Annotated in this window: 18 protein-coding genes; 10 read left to right on the top strand and 8 right to left on the bottom strand. The window is 69.1% G+C overall.

What is annotated here, in order from left to right; translation table 11 throughout:
- Positions 1–14: 14 nt before the first annotated feature.
- The 3 genes from ispG to dxr are packed head-to-tail and all read right to left on the bottom strand — an operon-like array spanning position 15 to position 3,641.
- Positions 15–1,193, bottom strand: a complete 1,179-nt coding sequence (gene ispG / locus MVA01S_RS12285; protein WP_040542970.1) for a flavodoxin-dependent (E)-4-hydroxy-3-methylbut-2-enyl-diphosphate synthase — start codon at positions 1,191–1,193, stop codon at positions 15–17.
- 11 nt (positions 1,194–1,204) lie between these two features.
- Complete coding sequence (locus MVA01S_RS12280; RefSeq protein WP_003933217.1) at positions 1,205–2,443, bottom strand: M50 family metallopeptidase; 1,239 nt, start codon at positions 2,441–2,443, stop codon at positions 1,205–1,207.
- 16 nt (positions 2,444–2,459) lie between these two features.
- On the bottom strand, positions 2,460–3,641 hold the full coding sequence (gene dxr / locus MVA01S_RS12275) for a 1-deoxy-D-xylulose-5-phosphate reductoisomerase (RefSeq protein WP_003933218.1): 1,182 nt from the start codon (positions 3,639–3,641) through the stop codon (positions 2,460–2,462).
- Positions 3,642–3,795: 154 nt separating this feature from the next.
- On the opposite strand from dxr, the gene MVA01S_RS12270 reads away from it, so the two are divergent.
- From MVA01S_RS12270 to MVA01S_RS12260, 3 genes are all read left to right on the top strand, one after another.
- Positions 3,796–4,482: a fasciclin domain-containing protein gene (locus MVA01S_RS12270; RefSeq protein WP_040542971.1), complete on the top strand. Its 687-nt coding sequence runs from the start codon at positions 3,796–3,798 to the stop codon at positions 4,480–4,482.
- Between the two features lie 39 nt (positions 4,483–4,521).
- Positions 4,522–5,106 carry a fasciclin domain-containing protein gene (locus MVA01S_RS12265; protein ID WP_003933220.1) on the top strand — a complete coding sequence of 195 codons (585 nt, stop codon included), beginning with the start codon at positions 4,522–4,524 and terminating at the stop codon, positions 5,104–5,106.
- A gap of 208 nt (positions 5,107–5,314) precedes the next feature.
- Positions 5,315–6,658, top strand: a complete 1,344-nt coding sequence (locus MVA01S_RS12260) for a cryptochrome/photolyase family protein (protein WP_003933221.1) — start codon at positions 5,315–5,317, stop codon at positions 6,656–6,658.
- A 24-nt stretch (positions 6,659–6,682) separates the two neighbouring features.
- Here the strand turns inward: MVA01S_RS12260 and MVA01S_RS12255 are convergent, their stop codons facing one another.
- Positions 6,683–7,519: a mycofactocin-coupled SDR family oxidoreductase gene (locus tag MVA01S_RS12255; protein ID WP_003933222.1), complete on the bottom strand. Its 837-nt coding sequence runs from the start codon at positions 7,517–7,519 to the stop codon at positions 6,683–6,685.
- Between the two features lie 100 nt (positions 7,520–7,619).
- On the opposite strand from MVA01S_RS12255, the gene MVA01S_RS12250 reads away from it, so the two are divergent.
- Positions 7,620–7,874, top strand: coding sequence for a DUF2631 domain-containing protein (locus MVA01S_RS12250; RefSeq protein ID WP_003933223.1), 255 nt, complete (start codon positions 7,620–7,622; stop codon positions 7,872–7,874).
- Positions 7,875–7,878: 4 nt separating this feature from the next.
- On the opposite strand, the gene MVA01S_RS12245 is transcribed toward MVA01S_RS12250, so the two are convergent.
- The 3 genes from MVA01S_RS12245 to MVA01S_RS12235 form a co-directional block, all read right to left on the bottom strand.
- Positions 7,879–8,409: a hypothetical protein gene (locus tag MVA01S_RS12245; protein WP_003933224.1), complete on the bottom strand. Its 531-nt coding sequence runs from the start codon at positions 8,407–8,409 to the stop codon at positions 7,879–7,881.
- Complete coding sequence (locus tag MVA01S_RS12240) at positions 8,409–8,993, bottom strand: hypothetical protein (RefSeq protein WP_003933225.1); 585 nt, start codon at positions 8,991–8,993, stop codon at positions 8,409–8,411. Before MVA01S_RS12240 ends, MVA01S_RS12245 begins: the two co-directional genes overlap by 1 nt.
- Before the next feature lie 163 nt (positions 8,994–9,156).
- Positions 9,157–10,587, bottom strand: coding sequence for a WS/DGAT/MGAT family O-acyltransferase (locus MVA01S_RS12235; RefSeq protein ID WP_040542980.1), 1,431 nt, complete (start codon positions 10,585–10,587; stop codon positions 9,157–9,159).
- Positions 10,588–10,773: 186 nt separating this feature from the next.
- Between MVA01S_RS12235 and MVA01S_RS12230 the strand changes: the two genes are divergently transcribed.
- From MVA01S_RS12230 to MVA01S_RS12215, 4 genes are read left to right on the top strand one after another with little or no spacing between them, the layout of a single operon-like run.
- A complete protein-coding gene (locus MVA01S_RS12230; RefSeq protein WP_003933227.1) occupies positions 10,774–11,457 on the top strand; it encodes a DUF427 domain-containing protein in 684 nt (227 codons plus the stop codon).
- Positions 11,458–11,502: 45 nt separating this feature from the next.
- Positions 11,503–11,991, top strand: a complete 489-nt coding sequence (locus MVA01S_RS12225) for an SRPBCC family protein (protein WP_003933228.1) — start codon at positions 11,503–11,505, stop codon at positions 11,989–11,991.
- Positions 11,992–12,003: 12 nt separating this feature from the next.
- Positions 12,004–12,807 (top strand): acyl-CoA thioesterase, encoded by an 804-nt coding sequence (locus tag MVA01S_RS12220; RefSeq protein ID WP_003933229.1) that lies wholly within the window; start codon positions 12,004–12,006, stop codon positions 12,805–12,807.
- A gap of 46 nt (positions 12,808–12,853) precedes the next feature.
- Positions 12,854–13,873 (top strand): NADP-dependent oxidoreductase, encoded by a 1,020-nt coding sequence (locus MVA01S_RS12215; protein WP_003933230.1) that lies wholly within the window; start codon positions 12,854–12,856, stop codon positions 13,871–13,873.
- Here MVA01S_RS12215 and MVA01S_RS12210 read toward each other — a convergent pair.
- Positions 13,854–14,783, bottom strand: a complete 930-nt coding sequence (locus tag MVA01S_RS12210) for a TIGR03619 family F420-dependent LLM class oxidoreductase (protein ID WP_003933231.1) — start codon at positions 14,781–14,783, stop codon at positions 13,854–13,856. The genes MVA01S_RS12215 and MVA01S_RS12210 overlap by 20 nt on opposite strands.
- 102 nt (positions 14,784–14,885) lie before the next feature.
- On the opposite strand from MVA01S_RS12210, the gene MVA01S_RS12205 reads away from it, so the two are divergent.
- Positions 14,886–15,818 carry an LLM class flavin-dependent oxidoreductase gene (locus tag MVA01S_RS12205; protein ID WP_003933232.1) on the top strand — a complete coding sequence of 311 codons (933 nt, stop codon included), beginning with the start codon at positions 14,886–14,888 and terminating at the stop codon, positions 15,816–15,818.
- A gap of 89 nt (positions 15,819–15,907) precedes the next feature.
- Positions 15,908–16,580: DUF222 domain-containing protein (locus MVA01S_RS12200; RefSeq protein ID WP_159426318.1), on the top strand; the 673-nt coding region annotated here is incomplete at its 3' end.

Raw genomic sequence — 16,580 nt, 5'->3', positions numbered from 1 at the left:
CGTGGGACCGACTATCAGCTTACGGTCACAACAGGCGAACCGGAGGCACCTTCTGCGCCCTGTGCGTCGCCTGTCTGCTGACCCATCTCCTCGGCCAGCCGCATCGCCTCCTCGATGAGGGTCTCCACGATCTGCGCCTCCGGGACGGTCTTGATGACCTCACCCTTGACGAAGATCTGCCCCTTGCCGTTTCCGGAGGCCACCCCGAGGTCGGCCTCGCGGGCCTCGCCGGGCCCGTTGACCACACAACCCATCACCGCCACCCGCAGCGGCACATCCATGCCTTCGAGTCCGGCGGTCACCTCGTTGGCCAGCGTGTAGACGTCCACCTGGGCGCGGCCGCACGACGGGCAGGACACGATCTCCAGCCCGCGCGGGCGCAGGTTCAGCGACTCCAGGATCTGGTTGCCCACCTTGACCTCTTCGGCCGGCGGCGCGGACAGCGACACCCGGATGGTGTCGCCGATGCCCTTGGACAGCAGCGCGCCGAAGGCCACCGCGGACTTGATGGTGCCCTGGAACGCCGGACCGGCCTCGGTGACGCCGAGGTGCAGCGGGTAGTCGCACTGCGCGGCGAGCTGCTCGTAGGCGGCGACCATCACGACGGGATCGTTGTGCTTGACGCTGATCTTGATATTGCCGAACCCGTGCTCCTCGAACAGCGAGGCCTCCCACAACGCGGACTCGACGAGCGCCTCCGGCGTGGCCTTGCCGTACTTCTTCAGCAGGCGCGGATCCAGCGAGCCGGCGTTGACCCCGATGCGGATCGGGATGCCGGCATCCCCTGCGGCCTTGGCGACCTCGGCGACCCGGCCGTCGAACTCCTTGATGTTGCCCGGGTTCACCCGCACGGCAGCACATCCGGCGTCGATCGCGGCGAAGATGTACTTGGGCTGGAAGTGGATGTCGGCGATCACCGGGATCTTCGACTTCTTCGCGATCACGGACAGCGCGTCGGCGTCCTCCTGCCGGGGGCACGCCACCCGGACGATGTCGCAGCCGGACGCGGTCAGCTCGGCGATCTGCTGCAGCGTGGCGTTGATGTCGTGGGTCTTGGTGGTGCACATCGACTGCACCGAGATCGGATGGTCGCTGCCGACGCCGACGTCGCGCACCATCAGCTGGCGGGTCCTGCGACGGGGAGCCAACACCGGCGCGGGCGGCGCGGGCATCCCCAGGCCGATAGAGGTCATGACTGAATCTCCTACTGGAACAACGTGATCGGGTTGACCACGTCGGCGGTGACGGTGAGCAGGGTGAACCCCAGCATCGCGATGATCACCACGTAGGTGACGGGCATCAGCTTGAGGTAGTTGACGGGCGCCGCAGCGACCTTGCCGCGCACCTGGCGGATCTTGTTGCGCACGCGCTCATACAGGGCGATCGCGATGTGTCCGCCGTCGAGCGGCAGCAGCGGGATCAGGTTCACCGCGCCGAGCACGAAGTTCAGCTGCGCCAGGAAGAACCAGAACGCCACCCAGATGCCGTGTTCGACGGTTTCCCCGCCGATCCGGGACGCGCCGACCACGCTGATCGGCGTCTCGGGGTCGCGTTCCCCGCCGGTGATCGATTCGACCAGTGCGCCGACCTTGGTCGGGATCTTCACGATCGCCTTGCCGAGTTCGACGGCGAGGTCCTTGGTGAACACCAGCGTGCCGGGCACCGCGGTCAGCGGGTTGTACTGCGTCGGCCCGAACTGCGCGGCGGTCACCCCGATGCTGCCGACGTCCATCGGAACGGCGGGACCGCCGTCCTCGCCGGCAACGTAGCGCTGGCTCGGGGTGACGTCGACGGTGGTGGTGAACTCCCGCGTCGTGCCGTTCTCGTCGCGCTCGACGGTCAGCGTCGTCGGCCCGTTCTGCTGGCGCACGGCCTCCACGAGGGCGTCGAACGTGGCGACCTCGGTGTCACCGACCTTGGTGATCACGTCGCCGGCCTGGATGCCCGCCGCGGCCGCCGGGCTGTTGGCGACGCAGTCACCGAGCTCGCCCTGGCTGACTTCGGACTTGATGCAGGAGGTCTCCCCGACCACCGCGGTGGTCGGCGCCTTGATGTTGGGCAGGCCCCAGATGACCGCGATCGCGTAGATCAGCACCAGGCCGATGATGAAGTTCATCGCCGGTCCGGCGAACAGCACCGCCACCCGTTTCCAGGTCTTCTGCCGGTACATCGCGTACGGCCGGTCCTCGGGGTCGAGTTCCTCGACCGCGGTCATGCCCGCGATGTCGCAGAAGCCGCCGAGCGGCACCGCCTTGACGCCGTACTCGGTGTCGCCGAGTTTGTTGGGCCTGCGGGTCGACCACAGGGTTGGTCCGAAGCCGACGAAATAGCGGCGCACCTTCATGCCTGTGGCGCGCGCCACCCACATGTGGCCACATTCGTGCAGCGCGACGGACACCAGAATGGCGATCGCGAACAGCGTCACGCCGAGCACGTACATCATCTGGTGGTGAGTCCTATCATCTGCTACCTGCGGGTTCCCGCTCGACGGCGCGCCTGGCCCGGTCGCGGGCCCAGTCCTGCGCGTCGAGTACGTCATCCACGGTAGCTGGTTCGGCCGCCCACTGGTCGGCAGCGCGCAGGACCTCGGCCACGGTGCGCACGATCGCCGGGAAACGGATCCGCCCGGCGAGGAACGCCGCGGCCGCCTCCTCGTTGGCGGCGTTGTACACCGCGGTCAGGCAGCCGCCACCCCGCCCGGCCTCCCGGGCCAGGGCCACGGCCGGGAACACCTCGTCGTCGAGGGGTTCGAAATCCCAGCGCGACGCGGTGGTGAAATCGCATGCCGCGGCGGCGCCCGCGACCCGCGCGGGCCAGTTCAGCGCCAGCGCGATCGGCAGCTTCATGTCGGGCGGGCTGGCCTGGGCGAGGGTGGACCCGTCGGTGAACGTGACCATCGAGTGCACGATCGACTGCGGGTGCACCACCACCTCGATGCGGTCGTAGTCGACGCCGAACAGCAGGTGCGTCTCGATCAGCTCGAGACCCTTGTTGACCAGCGACGCCGAGTTCAGCGTGTTCATCGGTCCCATCGACCAGGTCGGGTGCGCGGCGGCCTGCTCCGGCGTGACGTCCTCGAGGCGCTCGGCGGTCCAGCCGCGGAACGGTCCGCCCGAGGCGGTGAGCACCAGCTTGGCGACCTCGTCGGCGCTACCGCCGCGCAGGCACTGGGCCAGCGCGGAATGTTCGGAATCCACCGGCACGATCTGGCCCGGGGCGGCCGCCTTCTGCACCAGCGGCCCGCCGGCCACCAGGGACTCCTTGTTGGCCAGCGCCAGGCGCGCGCCGGTGGCCAGTGCCGCCAGCGTCGGTTGCAGGCCGAGTGCGCCGACGAGCGCGTTGAGCACGACGTCGACTCCCGTCGTCGCGGCGACGTCCTCGACCAGCCGGGTGGCCGCGTCCGGCCCGGCGTGGGTGACCCCGCCGAGCCGCTCCGCGGCAGCCTCGTCGGCGACGGCGACGCGCGAGACGCCGGTCTCGGCGCGCTGCCGGTCCAGCAGCTCGGTGTTGCCACCACCGGCGGCGAGCCCGACGACCTCGAAGCGGTCCGGGTTGGCGGCGATGACCTCGAGCGCCTGGGTGCCGATGGACCCTGTGCTGCCCAGAATCAGTACGCGCCGACGCGCCCCGGTTTCGCTCACCGACCCATTGTGCCGCCCAGCGGTCGGGAATCTCCAAGTGTGACGCGAGTGTGACGGTAGACGTTCCGACCAATCCAACGACGCCGCAGCTGGGAATCACCCGTGTGCCAATTCAGTGCGGGCAACGGTGTCCGTCCACGAAGGGATTCAGGAAATGATGACAACTCGCCGGAAGTCAGCCGCAGTGGCGGGAATCGCTGCGGTGGCCATCCTCGGTGCGGCCGCATGTTCGAGTGAGGACGGTGGGAGCACGGCCTCGTCGGCCAGCAGCACGGCCTCCTCCGCGATGGAGTCCGCGACCGACGAGATGACCACGTCGTCGGCGGCCCCTTCGGCCGACCCTGCGGCCAACCTGATCGGCTCCGGCTGCGCGGCCTACGCCGAGCAGGTCCCCGAAGGTCCCGGGTCGGTGGCCGGGATGGCAGCCGATCCGGTGACGGTGGCGGCGTCGAACAACCCGATGCTGCAGACGCTGTCCCAGGCGCTGTCCGGCCAGCTCAATCCGCAGGTCAATCTCGTCGACACCCTCGACGGCGGTGAGTTCACCGTGTTCGCGCCGACCGACGACGCGTTCGCCAAGATCGATCCGGCCACGCTGGAGACCCTCAAGACGGACTCCGACATGCTGACCAACATCCTGACCTACCACGTCGTGCCCGGCCAGGCCGCGCCCGATCAGGTCGCCGGCGAGCACACCACGGTCCAGGGCGCGCCGCTGACGGTCACCGGCGCGGGCAACGACCTGATGGTCAACAACGCGGGGCTGGTGTGCGGTGGCGTCAAGACCGCCAACGCCACCGTCTACATGATCGACACCGTTTTGATGCCGCCCGCCAACTAAAACCGCCGATCATCCACTGCAGGAAGGAATCTCACGATCATGAACATCAGCATGAAAACTCTTGCCGGAGCGGGTTTCGCGATGACCGCCGCCGTCGGTCTGTCGCTGGGTACCGCAGGCAGCGCCGCAGCCGCGCCGGTCGGACCGGGGTGTGCGGCCTACGTGCAACAGGTGCCGGACGGGCCGGGATCGGTGCAGGGCATGGCGAGCTCGCCGGTGGCCACCGCGGCGGCCGACAACCCGCTGCTCACCACGCTCTCGCAGGCGATCTCGGGTCAGCTCAACCCGAACGTCAATCTCGTCGACACGCTCAACGGCGGCCAGTTCACCGTGTTCGCGCCGACCAATGACGCCTTCGCCAAGATCGATCCGGCCACGCTGGAGACCCTCAAGACCGACTCCGACCTGCTGACCAAGATCCTCACCTACCACGTCGTGCCCGGCCAGGCCGCGCCCGATCAGGTGGTCGGCGAGCATGTGACGGTGGAGGGGGCGCCGGTCACGGTGTCCGGGATGGCCGACCAGCTCAAGGTCAACGACGCGTCGGTGGTGTGCGGTGGGGTGCAGACCGCCAACGCGACGGTGTATCTGATCGACACCGTGCTGATGCCGCCGGCAGCGTAGCCGGGCGGCACCACAGAAGAGGGTCCCCCGCACCCGGCCTCCCCCGGGCCGGTGCGGGGGATCCTCGCGTCCGCGGGGGAAGCGCGCGATCCAGATCCCTGGTGCGGGAACGCTTTCCAGAGCACCGCGGCGGGCGCGCCGGATGACCGTTTCGTCACTTTTGCCGGCACCGGTTTCCCTGCCGGCGACAGGGGGCAGCATCAACGTCATGACCGCCGTGTTGTGGTTGCGCCGCGATCTGCGGCTCGCCGATCTGCCAGCGCTACGGGCCGCCGCCGACACCGACGGCACGGGCACCGAGGTGCTCGCCTGCTATGTGCTCGATCCGCGGCTGCGGGCGTCGTCGGGCCCGCGGCGGCTGCAGTACCTCTACGACGCATTGCGCGACGTGCACCGCAGTCTCGACGGGCGACTGCTGGTGACCGAGGGCGATCCCCGGCACCGGATCCCTGCGTTGGCCGAGGCGGTCGGCGCGTCGTCGGTGCACGTGTCCGACGACTTCACCCCGTTCAGCCGGCGCCGCGACGAGCAGGTCCGCGCCGCGCTCGGCGACGTCGAGCTGGTGGCGACCGGCTCGCCCTATCTGGTCTCCCCCGGCCGGGTGACCAAGTCCGACGGCACCCCGTACAAGGTGTTCACCCCGTTCTTCGACGCGTGGCGCAGGCACGGCTGGCGGGGCCCGGCCGAGTCGGGCGCGGCGTCCGCGCGTTGGATCGACCCCGCCGACGTGGCGGGCCACCGCGCCGTCGAGATCCCCGACGCCGGCGTCGAACTGGAGCTGCCCGCCGGGGAGACGGCGGCGCTGGAGGCGTGGCGGCGGTTCGTCGACGACGGGCTCGACGACTACGCCGAGGACCGCAACCGTCCCGACCTCGCGGCCACCAGCCGGATGTCGGCCCACCTGAAGTTCGGCACCATCCACCCGCGCACCATGGCCGCCGAGCTGGGCCGCGGGCAGGGTGCGCACGCCTATCTGCGGGAACTGGCGTTTCGGGACTTCTACGCGTCCGTGGTGCGCGAGTGGCCCGACAGCACGTGGTGGAACTGGAACAGGAGCTTCGACGCGATCGAGGTCGACGACGACGCCGACGCTGAACGGGCCTTCGAGGCGTGGAAACGCGGAAAGACCGGTTTCCCGATCGTCGACGCCGGGATGCGGCAACTGGCCGAGGTCGGTTTCATGCACAACCGGGTCCGGATGATCGCGGCGTCGTTCTTGGTCAAGGATCTGCATCTGCCGTGGCAGTGGGGCGCGCGCTGGTTCCTCGAGCAGCTCGTAGACGGCGACATGGCCAACAACCAGCACGGCTGGCAGTGGGCCGCGGGCTGCGGCACCGACGCCGCCCCCTACTTCCGGGTGTTCAACCCGGGCACTCAGGGCAAGAAGTTCGACCCGTCCGGGGACTACGTGCGGCGCTGGGTACCGGAACTGTCCGGTGTGGACGACGTGCACACTCTCGGCGCCGACCGTCCCGAGGGCTACCCGCAGCCGCTGGTCGACCACGGGCAGGAACGCGCCGAGGCCTTGCGCCGGTACGGCGCCGTGAGATGAGGCCGGTACGGCGCCTTGAGCTGACTACTTCGAGGTCTGGCCCGCGTCCAGCGGAATCGCGGCCCCGGTCATGTACCGGCCCGACGGGCCGCACAGGTAGACCATCAGGTCGCTGACGTCCTGGGGTTCCATCATCGGCAGCTGCAGCAGCGGCTGCTGCGCGGCACTGAACGACGGGTGCTCGCCGGCCCACTCGGCCAGCGCCTCGTTGAGCACCATCGGGGTTGCGACGCCGCCGGGATGCACGGTGTTGACCCGGATGTTCTTCTCGGCCAGCGACCGCGCGAAGTGCCGCATCAGCCCGATGACGCCGTGCTTGGCCGCGGTGTAGCCGGCCGCTCCGTGGGTCATGGTGTCGAACCCGGTGCTGACCGAGGTGAACCCGGCGGCCGAGCTGGTGATCACGATCGCGCCGCCGTCGGGGTTGCGCAGCAGCGCGGGAAGCGCGGCCTCGATGGTGAAGTACACGCCGTTGAGCATCACCGAGATCGCGTCGGTGTACGCGGTGATGTCGCGGCCCGGCGCGCCCGCGGCGGGCAGGATGCCGGCGTTGGCCAGCACGAAGTCGAGGCGGCCGAGCTCCGCGACACCCCTGTCCACCACCTCGGCGAGGCGGTCGCGGTCGCGCACGTCGCCGTGCTCGGCCACGATCCGGCGGCCGGTCTTCTCGACCAGCCGCACCGTCTCCTCGAGGTCCTCGGGCGTGGCCATCGGGTAGGCGACGCTGTCGAGCTGATCGCACAGGTCGTAGGCGATGACGTCGGCACCTTCCTCGGCGAACCGGACGGCGTGCGCACGGCCCTGTCCGCGCGCCGCGCCGGTGACGAAGACGACCTTGTCCTGCAGGATCTGGGATGCCATGACCGCGGAGCCTACTGGCCTTCACCGAGGTCTACGGCGGTCCGTAGTAGGCCTGTGCCAGAATTGGCGTCAGTTGTCAGCCCGACCATGAGGAGCAGCCGTGGCAAGCACCGAGGTGGAACGACGCACTGGTGTCGATGTCGAGGACGTGCCGTCTGCCGAATGGGGCTGGTCGACGGAGAACTACCGCTTCTACCAGATCGGTGGCCTGCTGGTCGCCGGCTTTCTGCTGCTGATGATCCACGGCAACCACAGCGGCCGCGTCGAGGACTGGTTCATGGTCGGGTTCGCGGCGCTGGTGCTCGGGTTCGTGGCGCGCAGTTGGTACATCCACCGCTACCGCGACACCCAGTAGTTCTTCAGACCGGGTAGAGACGCCGCAACGATCCGGCGTGCACCCGGTGCAGCACTTCGACGGCCGCACAGCGGGGGTCGGTGCCCGACGCCGCGCGCAGTGCGTGTGCCTTGAACGCCGCGGCGGCCACGGTCGGCCGGTGATCGATCGCGTCCGGCCGTGCGGGCCCGCACTCCCCCCACACCGCGACGGTGACGTCCGGCCGGAGGGCGAGCGCGCGGAGAAGGTGACGGATGGACCCGTCAGCGTCGAGCATGCGGTCCTGCACCGCCACCGTCGTGCCCGCCGGGATCTCGGCCAGCAGCGTCTCGACATCCGCCGCCGACGGGTGCACGGACACCCCGAGGATGGTCAGCGGCCGGGTGTCGGCCGGCGTGGACACCAGCACGCTGACGTCCCAGCCCTCGCGAGCGCGGTCGCACAGGAACCCGCCGACCGATGCCACGACAGGAGCAACCTCGTACGCGAGCACCACGATGCGGTGGCGAGCGGCCTCGCCGAGGCTGCCGACCGGGCGGAAGCGCCGCGACGGCACTAGCGCTCCGGTAGCGGCATCAGATCGGCGCCGTCGGGTGGATACCAGAGCGCGGCGCTGACGAACGTCTCGACGGCGAGATCCGGCGCCACCTGCCCGGTGGTCTGCAGTGCCCGCGCCTTGAAAGCCCGCGCGGCTGCGCTGAGGCGGTGCACCACCCTGTCGAACCGGCCGTCCGGTCCGACCGGGGACGGGTCGCCCCACACGGTGACCTCGGCCCGCGCCGCGTCGACCAGGCTCAGCACGCGCTCGCGCAGGCGCTCGTCGTCACGCAGCACCCGAGCGTCGACGGCGACCGCGGCCGTACCGGGCAGTGCGTGGAGCGCGGGCTCGTGCGTATCGACGTCGAGACCGAGAATCGTCAGTGCCCGGACGTCGCGATCCGGCGGCACCGTCACGGTGACCTGCCAGCCCGCCCGCGCCCGGTCACACAGCCAACCGCCGGCCGCGGTGACGATCCCGTCCACGTCGGCGGCGATCACATGGAGGTCGTAGGTGTGCACGGTCTCGCCGGTGATGCGGACTCCGGACCTCTTGCCGGCCAGCCCCGCGAGACTGCCTGTCTCGAACGTCCGAGCTCTCACCGTCTGCCTCCACATCTTCGGCGCGCATTGCGTTGCGCCTTCGATAGCGTGACACTTATGATCTCATCTGTAAAGTGACGATCAGGTCTCGGTACGCGCGAAAAGTCGCCGCCGCGCCGCGAAAGCGTGCGCCGAACAACAGGTTCCGAACTTCGGAGCGATGTCAGAGCGCAGGCGCGACCGGCATCGTCTTCTCGACAGGTGTCAGCGCCTCCGACAGACCGGCGGCGGACCGGATCTCGACGAACGAGGCCAGCAACGCGTCGGTGGCCTCGTGCGGATCCTTCAGCGTCCTGTCGTCGGTCAGCACCGAGATCGACAGCTGGTCGACGTAGCTCCACACCGTGATGTTCATGCCGCTGCCGGCGACGATCGGGCCGACCGAGTAGATCTCGTCGACCACGGCACCGTCCATCACGCCCCGCTCCCTCGGACCCGGCACGTTCGAGATGGTCAGGTTCATCACCATCGAGGACTCCAGGCGGCGGGCCTGCGATCGGAAGATCCGCGGAGTGGTGGCCGGCGGCAGATAGGTCAGCCAATTCGGCAGAAGCATCGGCCCGAGCAGCTGATGATTGTCCTTGGCGATGGCCGTCGCCGTCGCGGTGAGCCGCACCCGGGCGATCGGATCTGCCACATGGACCGGCAAAGACGGTGTCATGTAGGTGAATTCGTTGCCGAACAGCCGGTCCGGCGCGGTGTTGAAGCTGACCGGAACACCCGCGATCAGCGGGGAGTCGGCTTTCTCGTCGTAGCGCAACTGCAACTCGCGCAGCGCACCGGCGGCGGTCGCCAGCACGATGTCGTTCAGGGTGACCCCGAGATGGCGGGCCGTCTCCTTGACGTCCGCGAGCGCCAGCGGGGCGGTCGCGAAGCGCCGACCCGGCGTCACGACATGGTTGAGGAAAGTCGGCGGCGGCGCGAAATTGCGCGCCAGGTCGGGATGACGCCCGCGCTCCCTGGCCTGCCTGCGCACCCTCGAGACTCCGGCCGCGGTCTCGTTGACCAGCCTGGGCAGCCGTCGCATCTGGCGCAGGTGGTCACGCGCCGCGGCCTTGAGCAGATTCCTCGGCGCGGCCGAATCCGCGGGCACCTCGGCCAGCTGGCCACCGATCCCCGGTTCGCGCGGCTGGATCGCCATCGCCAGCTGATTGGCCGACGCGACACCGTCGGCGAGCACGTGGTGAACCTTGTGGATGACCGCGATCTTGTTGTCCGCCAGCCCTTCTGCGACGTACATCTCCCACAGCGGATACCGGCGGTCCAGAGGCGTGCCTGCGATCTCGCCGATCAGCTGGTCGAGTTCGCGGCGGCCGCCAGGCGCCGGCACCCGGGCCCTGCGCACGTGATAGTCGACGTCGATCTCGGCGTTCTGCACCCACATCGGGTGGTGGAACTTCAGCGGGATGTCGACGAGTTGGTAGCGCAGCGGGGCCAGTGCGTGCAGCCGGGACAGCGCGGCCCGCCGGAAGAACTCGAAGTCGAAGCCCTCGACGGCGGACACGTCCAGCACGCCGATCTTGAGGGTGTGCATGTGGACTTCCGGGGTCTCGCTGTACAGCATCATGGCGTCCACACCATTGAGTCGTCTCACCCGGCCACCCCGTTCGTCGTCCACCCGGTTGCAAGGTGGTACCCGTTTCGTAGATCTTCGTCACTTTGCGGCCCCGGCGCGTCCGTTGTTACAAGAATCTCACTCACATCGATCTCGCCCATGACGTCCGAGCGAAAGGGTCCCACTGTTGAGTGCCACGGATCATGTTGTCGGCGGAGCACTTCGATGAGCCTGGTGGCGGGCAGCGGCCCGCTCAGCCGGGACCGGGCCGGTCGGTTGAGCCCGGAGGTGTCCGGCGACCTGGTCTACATCGAGCCGCATCCGCGGCGGGTACAGGCGCTCGTCGACGGGCGTACCGTGCTCGACACCGAGGACGCGGTGATGGTGCACCGGCGCGGCGCACCGCTGAGCTACGCGTTCCTGGCCGCGGACATCGGCGACCTGCCCAGCACGCCGGTTCCGGAGTTGCCCGGCTATGCGGTGGTGCCGTGGTCGGCCGTCGACACCTGGTTGGAGGAAGGCCGCCGGCTGGTGCACTATCCGCCCAACCCATATCACCGCGTCGACTGCCGCCCCACCTCGCGCAGACTGCGGGTCGTCGTCGCCGGGACCGTGCTGGTCGACACCGCCGACACCGTGGTCGTGTTCGAGACGGCGCTGGCGCCTCGGCTCTACGTCGACCCGGCCCTGGTGCGCACCGATGCGCTCCGCCGCTCCGCGACCGTCAGCTACTGCAACTACAAGGGTTACGCGACGTACTGGGATGCGGTCGTCGGCGCGACGGTGGTCGAGGACGTGGCGTGGAGCTACGCGGACCCGCCGCCCGAGAGCCTGCCGATCACCGGCATGCTCAGCTTCGACGCGGCCAGAGTCGAGATGACCGCACAGTTGCCGGGAGTCGCTCGGTGACCGTCCGACTTGTCAGCACCGGTGCGCACGACGATGCTGCGGTGTATGACACGTTGGTTTGCGCTGCAGCCCGCGGACGCCGATTTCCTGACCTCCGCCCCGCACGTGTTCCGCTACCAGAAGCACTATGACGCGAGTCCGGCGCAGGTCTGGGAGTCGCTGCAGTCCGACGAGTCGCTGTCGGCGTGGGGCTCGACGGTCGGATCGTTGACCTGGACGTCGCCCAGGCCGTTCGGGGTCGGCACCACCCGGGAGGTCGGCACCGGACCGACCCGGGTGCGCGAGCACTTCTACTCCTGGGACGAGGGCTCGGGATACGCGTTCTACGTCACCGAGGCCAACGTGCCGATCTTCCGGCGCTTCGCCGAGGACTACCGGATCGAACCGGAGGGCAGCGGCACCCGGTTCACCTGGCTGGTCGCGATCGAGCCGGTGGGTGCGCTGCGGTGGCCGTTCAAGCTGCTGGCGCCGACCGTGAAGGCCGGGTTCGGCCGGATGGCTGCCGACGGGGAGCGCTACTTCGCCACCCGCTAGGGTCGGCTTCTTGTGACAGGTGTCAAGCAGAGCTGGATCGCCGACCTTCTGCGGTTCGACCGCCGCGACGACGTGTTCGTCACCCGTCCCACCGCTGCCGGGCCCGGCTCCCGGCTGTTCGGGGGCCTGATCGCGGCGCAGGCGCTGGGCGCCGCCGGGGCCACGGTGGGGGCGGGCAAGCTGCCGCAGTCGCTGCATCTGTACTTCGTGCGGGGCGGCCGCTACGGCGACGAGGTGGAACTGCACGTGGAGCGCACCCGCGACGGTCGCTCCTTCGACACCCGCCGCGTCACCGCGGTCCAGCGGGGCGCGGCGATCCTGGAGATGATCGCGTCCTTCCACGTGCCGGAACCGGGCGCCGAGGAACACCCCACGCCGGCGCCGTCGGTGACGCTGCCCGACGCGTGCCCGAAGGAACCCGACATCGAGTTCGCCGACCGCTTCGAGATCCGCACCCGGCCCGAGGACGACTCGGTCTTCGCGGTGCCGCCGTTCTGGATCCGCACCCGCGACGAGATCGAGGACGACCCGCTGCTGCGGGCGTGCACGCTGACGTTCCTGTCCGACTTCGGGCCGGTGCCCGTGGCCCGGCCCTCGGGCGTCCCGCTGGAGCCCGAGCCCGGCTCCTCGACTTTCGCTGCCAGCCTGGACCATTCGGTGTGGTTCCACCGCGCGTTCACGCCGCACCACTGGCATCGCTACGAGGTGCATCAGCTCAACGTGGGCGACTCCCGCGGGCTGGTGCGCGGTTCGCTCTACGACGGCGACGGCACGTTGATCGCCACCACGGCCCAGGAGGCGTTGTGGCGGTGTTAGGCCAATAGCGGCTCGGCGCCGCGCCTGCTTCGGTAGGTTCTGCCCGGTGCCGACGCTGACGAACCGCCAGATCGTGTTGCGCCGCCGCCCACACGGGTTGGTCGCCGCCGAGGACACCGAACTGGTGACCACGCCCGCCCCCGAACCCGCGGCCGGCGAAGCCCTGGTGCGCACCACCTACGTCGGTGTCGACGCGGCCGTGCGGACCTGGCTCGACGACCAGCCGGGGTATCTGCCGCCGGTCGGACTGGGCGAGGTGATCCGGGCCGCCGGCATCGGCGAGGTAATCGAAACCCGTTGTCCGGCGTACACGGTCGGCGACATCGTGACGACCTTGACCGGATTCCAGGAATACACGACCGTCCGTGACGACCTGTTCACCACCCCGGTGCCCGGCCCCGGCGACCGGGTGGACCAGCTGGCGGTGATGTCGGTCTACGGGCCGACGGGCGCCACCGCGTATTTCGGCATGACCGGGATCGGTCGCCCGCAGCCCGGCGAGACAGTGGTGGTGTCGGCCGCGGCCGGGGCGACCGGATCGGTGGCCGGGCAGATCGCCAAGATCGCCGGCGCGCGGGTGGTCGGCATCGCCGGCGGACCGGACAAGTGCCGGGCGGTGGTCCAGGACTTCGGTTTCGACGCCTGCATCGACTACCGCAACGACGATCTGCCCGCAGCGCTGCGCCGGCACTGCCCGCAGGGCGTGAACGTGTACTTCGACAACGTGGGCGGACGGATCCTCGACGCCGTGCTCGGCAGGCTTGCGCACAAAGCCCGGGTGGTGCTGTGCGGCGTGATCTCCAGCTATCTCACCGGTGAGCACCCGGGACCGGCGAACTACGTCAATCTGCTCGCCAAAACCGCCTCGATGCAGGGCTTCAACGCCCTCGACGAGTGGGGCCGCTTCGATGAGGCGTTCGCCGCGCTGCGAGGCTGGGACGAACAGGGTCTACTCACCCACCGCGAGACCATCTTCGACGGCATCGGGTCCTGCGTGGACGCGCTCAACGGTCTGTTCACCGGCGCCAACATCGGCAAGACACTGGTCAGGCTCGCCGGGTCGTAGCCGGTGCGATAACCGACCCGCCGAACTCCTCGATGGTCTCCAGTGTGTGCGCGAGGCTGTCCCCCGGCACCGTCACCTGAATCCAGGTGACCCCGACCTTTTCGAGTTCGGCGACGCCGGAGAGGAATTCGTCGGCGTTGAAGTCGTCGGCCCCGGGAGAACCACCCGTGTCGTTGGTGAAGGTGATGTCGACACCGGACGGATCGCGGCCGGCGTCCTCCAGGCGGCGCCGCAGGTCGTCGATGCCGGAGGCCAGGTGCTCCACCGTTTCCAGGGGCGCCGTGCGGGCGGTCTGCGCCAACAGCGCCGGGGCCCGGAAGGGGCACCAACCCTGTGCGTACCGGGCGACCCGCGCCCGTGCGGCCGAGGTGTTGCCTCCCACCCAGATCGGCGGTGCGGCGGCGGGCCGGGGATGGGCGGCGATGCCGGCGGCACTGAAGTGCTTACCCTCGACGGTGACCTCGTCGGTGGTCCAGACGGCGCGGATCACCTGCAGCGCCTCCTCGAACAGTTCGGCGCGCTCGTCGAATGCCACACCGAGGGCGGCGAATTCCCGCTTCAGATAGCCCACCCCGACGGCCAGGGTGAATCTGCCGCCGGAGATCAGGTCCAGGGTGGCACCGGCTTTGGCGACGACGAACGGGTTGCGGTACGGCAGCACCACGATGTTCGGGATCAACCGCAGAGTCGTGGTGTGGGCGGCCGCGAAGCCCATCGCCACGAACGGATCGAGCGCGTCGTGCCCGCCCGCCTGCAGCCAGCGCCGGGTCGGCGCGGGATGGTCGGTGAACCCGAAGCCGCCGAACCCGGCCTTCTCGGCGGCCGTGGCCACCTGCGCGATCCCGGCTCCGGTGACGAGCTCGGGATTGTAGGGATGGCTGTGCATCGGATGGGTGATCGCAAACTGCATGGCAGCCTTTCGGATCGTCGCGCCAGAACTTCCTTCTCACTTTGCGAGAATGTCGTTACCATGCAGACGGCACAATGTACAGCGCGACCACCTGGGAGGGTCATGAGCAGGCCGGAGATCGGCGTCTACCTGCCCCAGATGGGCTTCGCCTTCGACGAGGTCCTGCACCGCGCGCTGCGCTGCGAGGACCTCGGCATCGACTCGCTGTGGCTCTACGACCATCTGTACGGACCCGGCATGCCGGACTATCCGTCGATGGAAGCCTGGACCCTGGCCACCGCACTGCTGAGTCGCACCGACACGTTGCGGGTCGGACACATGGTGTTGTGCAACCAATTTCGCCACCCGGTCACGCTGGCCAAGATGGCGACCACGCTCGATCAGATCTCGGACGGACGCCTGAGCCTCGGCATCGGCAGCGGCTCCATCGAGGACGAACACCGTCGCGCCGGACTGCCGTGGGGCACCTTCGCCGACCGGTCCGAACAACTCGGCGAGACGCTGCAGATCCTGCATCAGGCCTTCGACGACGGACGGATCGACTTCGCGGGCAAGCATTTCACCGTCACCGACATGCCGATCGCCCCGGGAGCAGTCCAACATCCGCGCCCCCCGATCGTCGTCGGCGGGGTCGGCGAGAAGTTCACACTGCCACTGGTGGCGCGTTATGCCGACGTGTGGAATGTGCCGACCTACGCACTCGGCCAGATCAAGGAGAAGATCGCCGCGTTGCGGTCGATCTGCGACGACGTCGGCCGCGACCCCGACACCATCACGCTCTCGATCGAGGCGGTGATGGCGCTGGCACCGGACGACGCCTCACTGCCGAAGGTGCGAAGCCTCGCCGAGAAACGTTTTGGCGGCGAAGGATTCGGCCTACATGACACCGGCTTGATCGGCACACCGGCCGAGATGGCAGATCGGCTCGGGGCGCTGGTCGAGATGGGCTTCGGCCAGATCGTGTTGTTCACCCATGACCGAGCCTCGGATCAGACGCTGGAACTGCTGGCCTCAGAGGTCATTCCGCAGCTTTGATCTGTGGCGGTTTGTCCACACATCCGAATCGGTCCACAGCTGGCCAATGCCGACCGTATTTGTCACACCCCGCCGGTAGACTCGCACACATGTTCGATGGATCGGTTCCGGAGCCCGACCAGCTCGCCGGGCTCTCGGACGCCGAGCTCATCGACGCCGCGGCGGTTACCTCGCGGATGGAGAACGCGGTGTGTGCCCGCAAGCTGGCACTGATGGCCGAATTGTTCACCCGCCGCGTCGACCTCGCCCCCGACGACCGACTGGACTGGTGGGTCGACCCGGAAGCGGCGGTCACCGCCGAACTGGCCGCGGCGTATCGGATAACCCACGGGCTGGCGCTACATCAGGCCTACCGCGCGGTGGTGCTGCGCGACCGCCTCCCCAAACTCGGGGCGCTGTTCCTGCAGGGGTTGATCAGCGAGATGTTGGTGCGCGCGATCATCACCCGCACCGACCTGATCAAAGACCCCGACCTGATCGCCGCAGTCGATGCCGACCTGGCCGCCGACATCCTCGGCTGGGGACCGTTGTCGGTGAAGAAGACCGAAGCCGAGATCGACACCATCGTCGAACGCCACGACCCTGACGCCGTGCGGAAAAGCCGCGAAGGCGACCTGGGCCGGACGATCGAGTTCGGAAACCCCGGTGATGCGCCCGGGTTCACCACGGTGTGGACGCGGATGTTCGACGGCGATGCCGCTGCGGGGAAACGCACCCTGACCGCGATGGCCTACAGCGTCTGCGACGCCGACCCCCGCACCC

It is taken from the genome of Mycolicibacterium vaccae NBRC 14118 = CIP 105934, assembly GCF_001552715.1.
In the GTDB taxonomy this organism is placed as follows: Bacteria; Actinomycetota; Actinomycetes; order Mycobacteriales; family Mycobacteriaceae; genus Mycobacterium; species Mycobacterium vaccae.
This window is presented reverse-complemented; position numbering and strand designations above follow the sequence as displayed.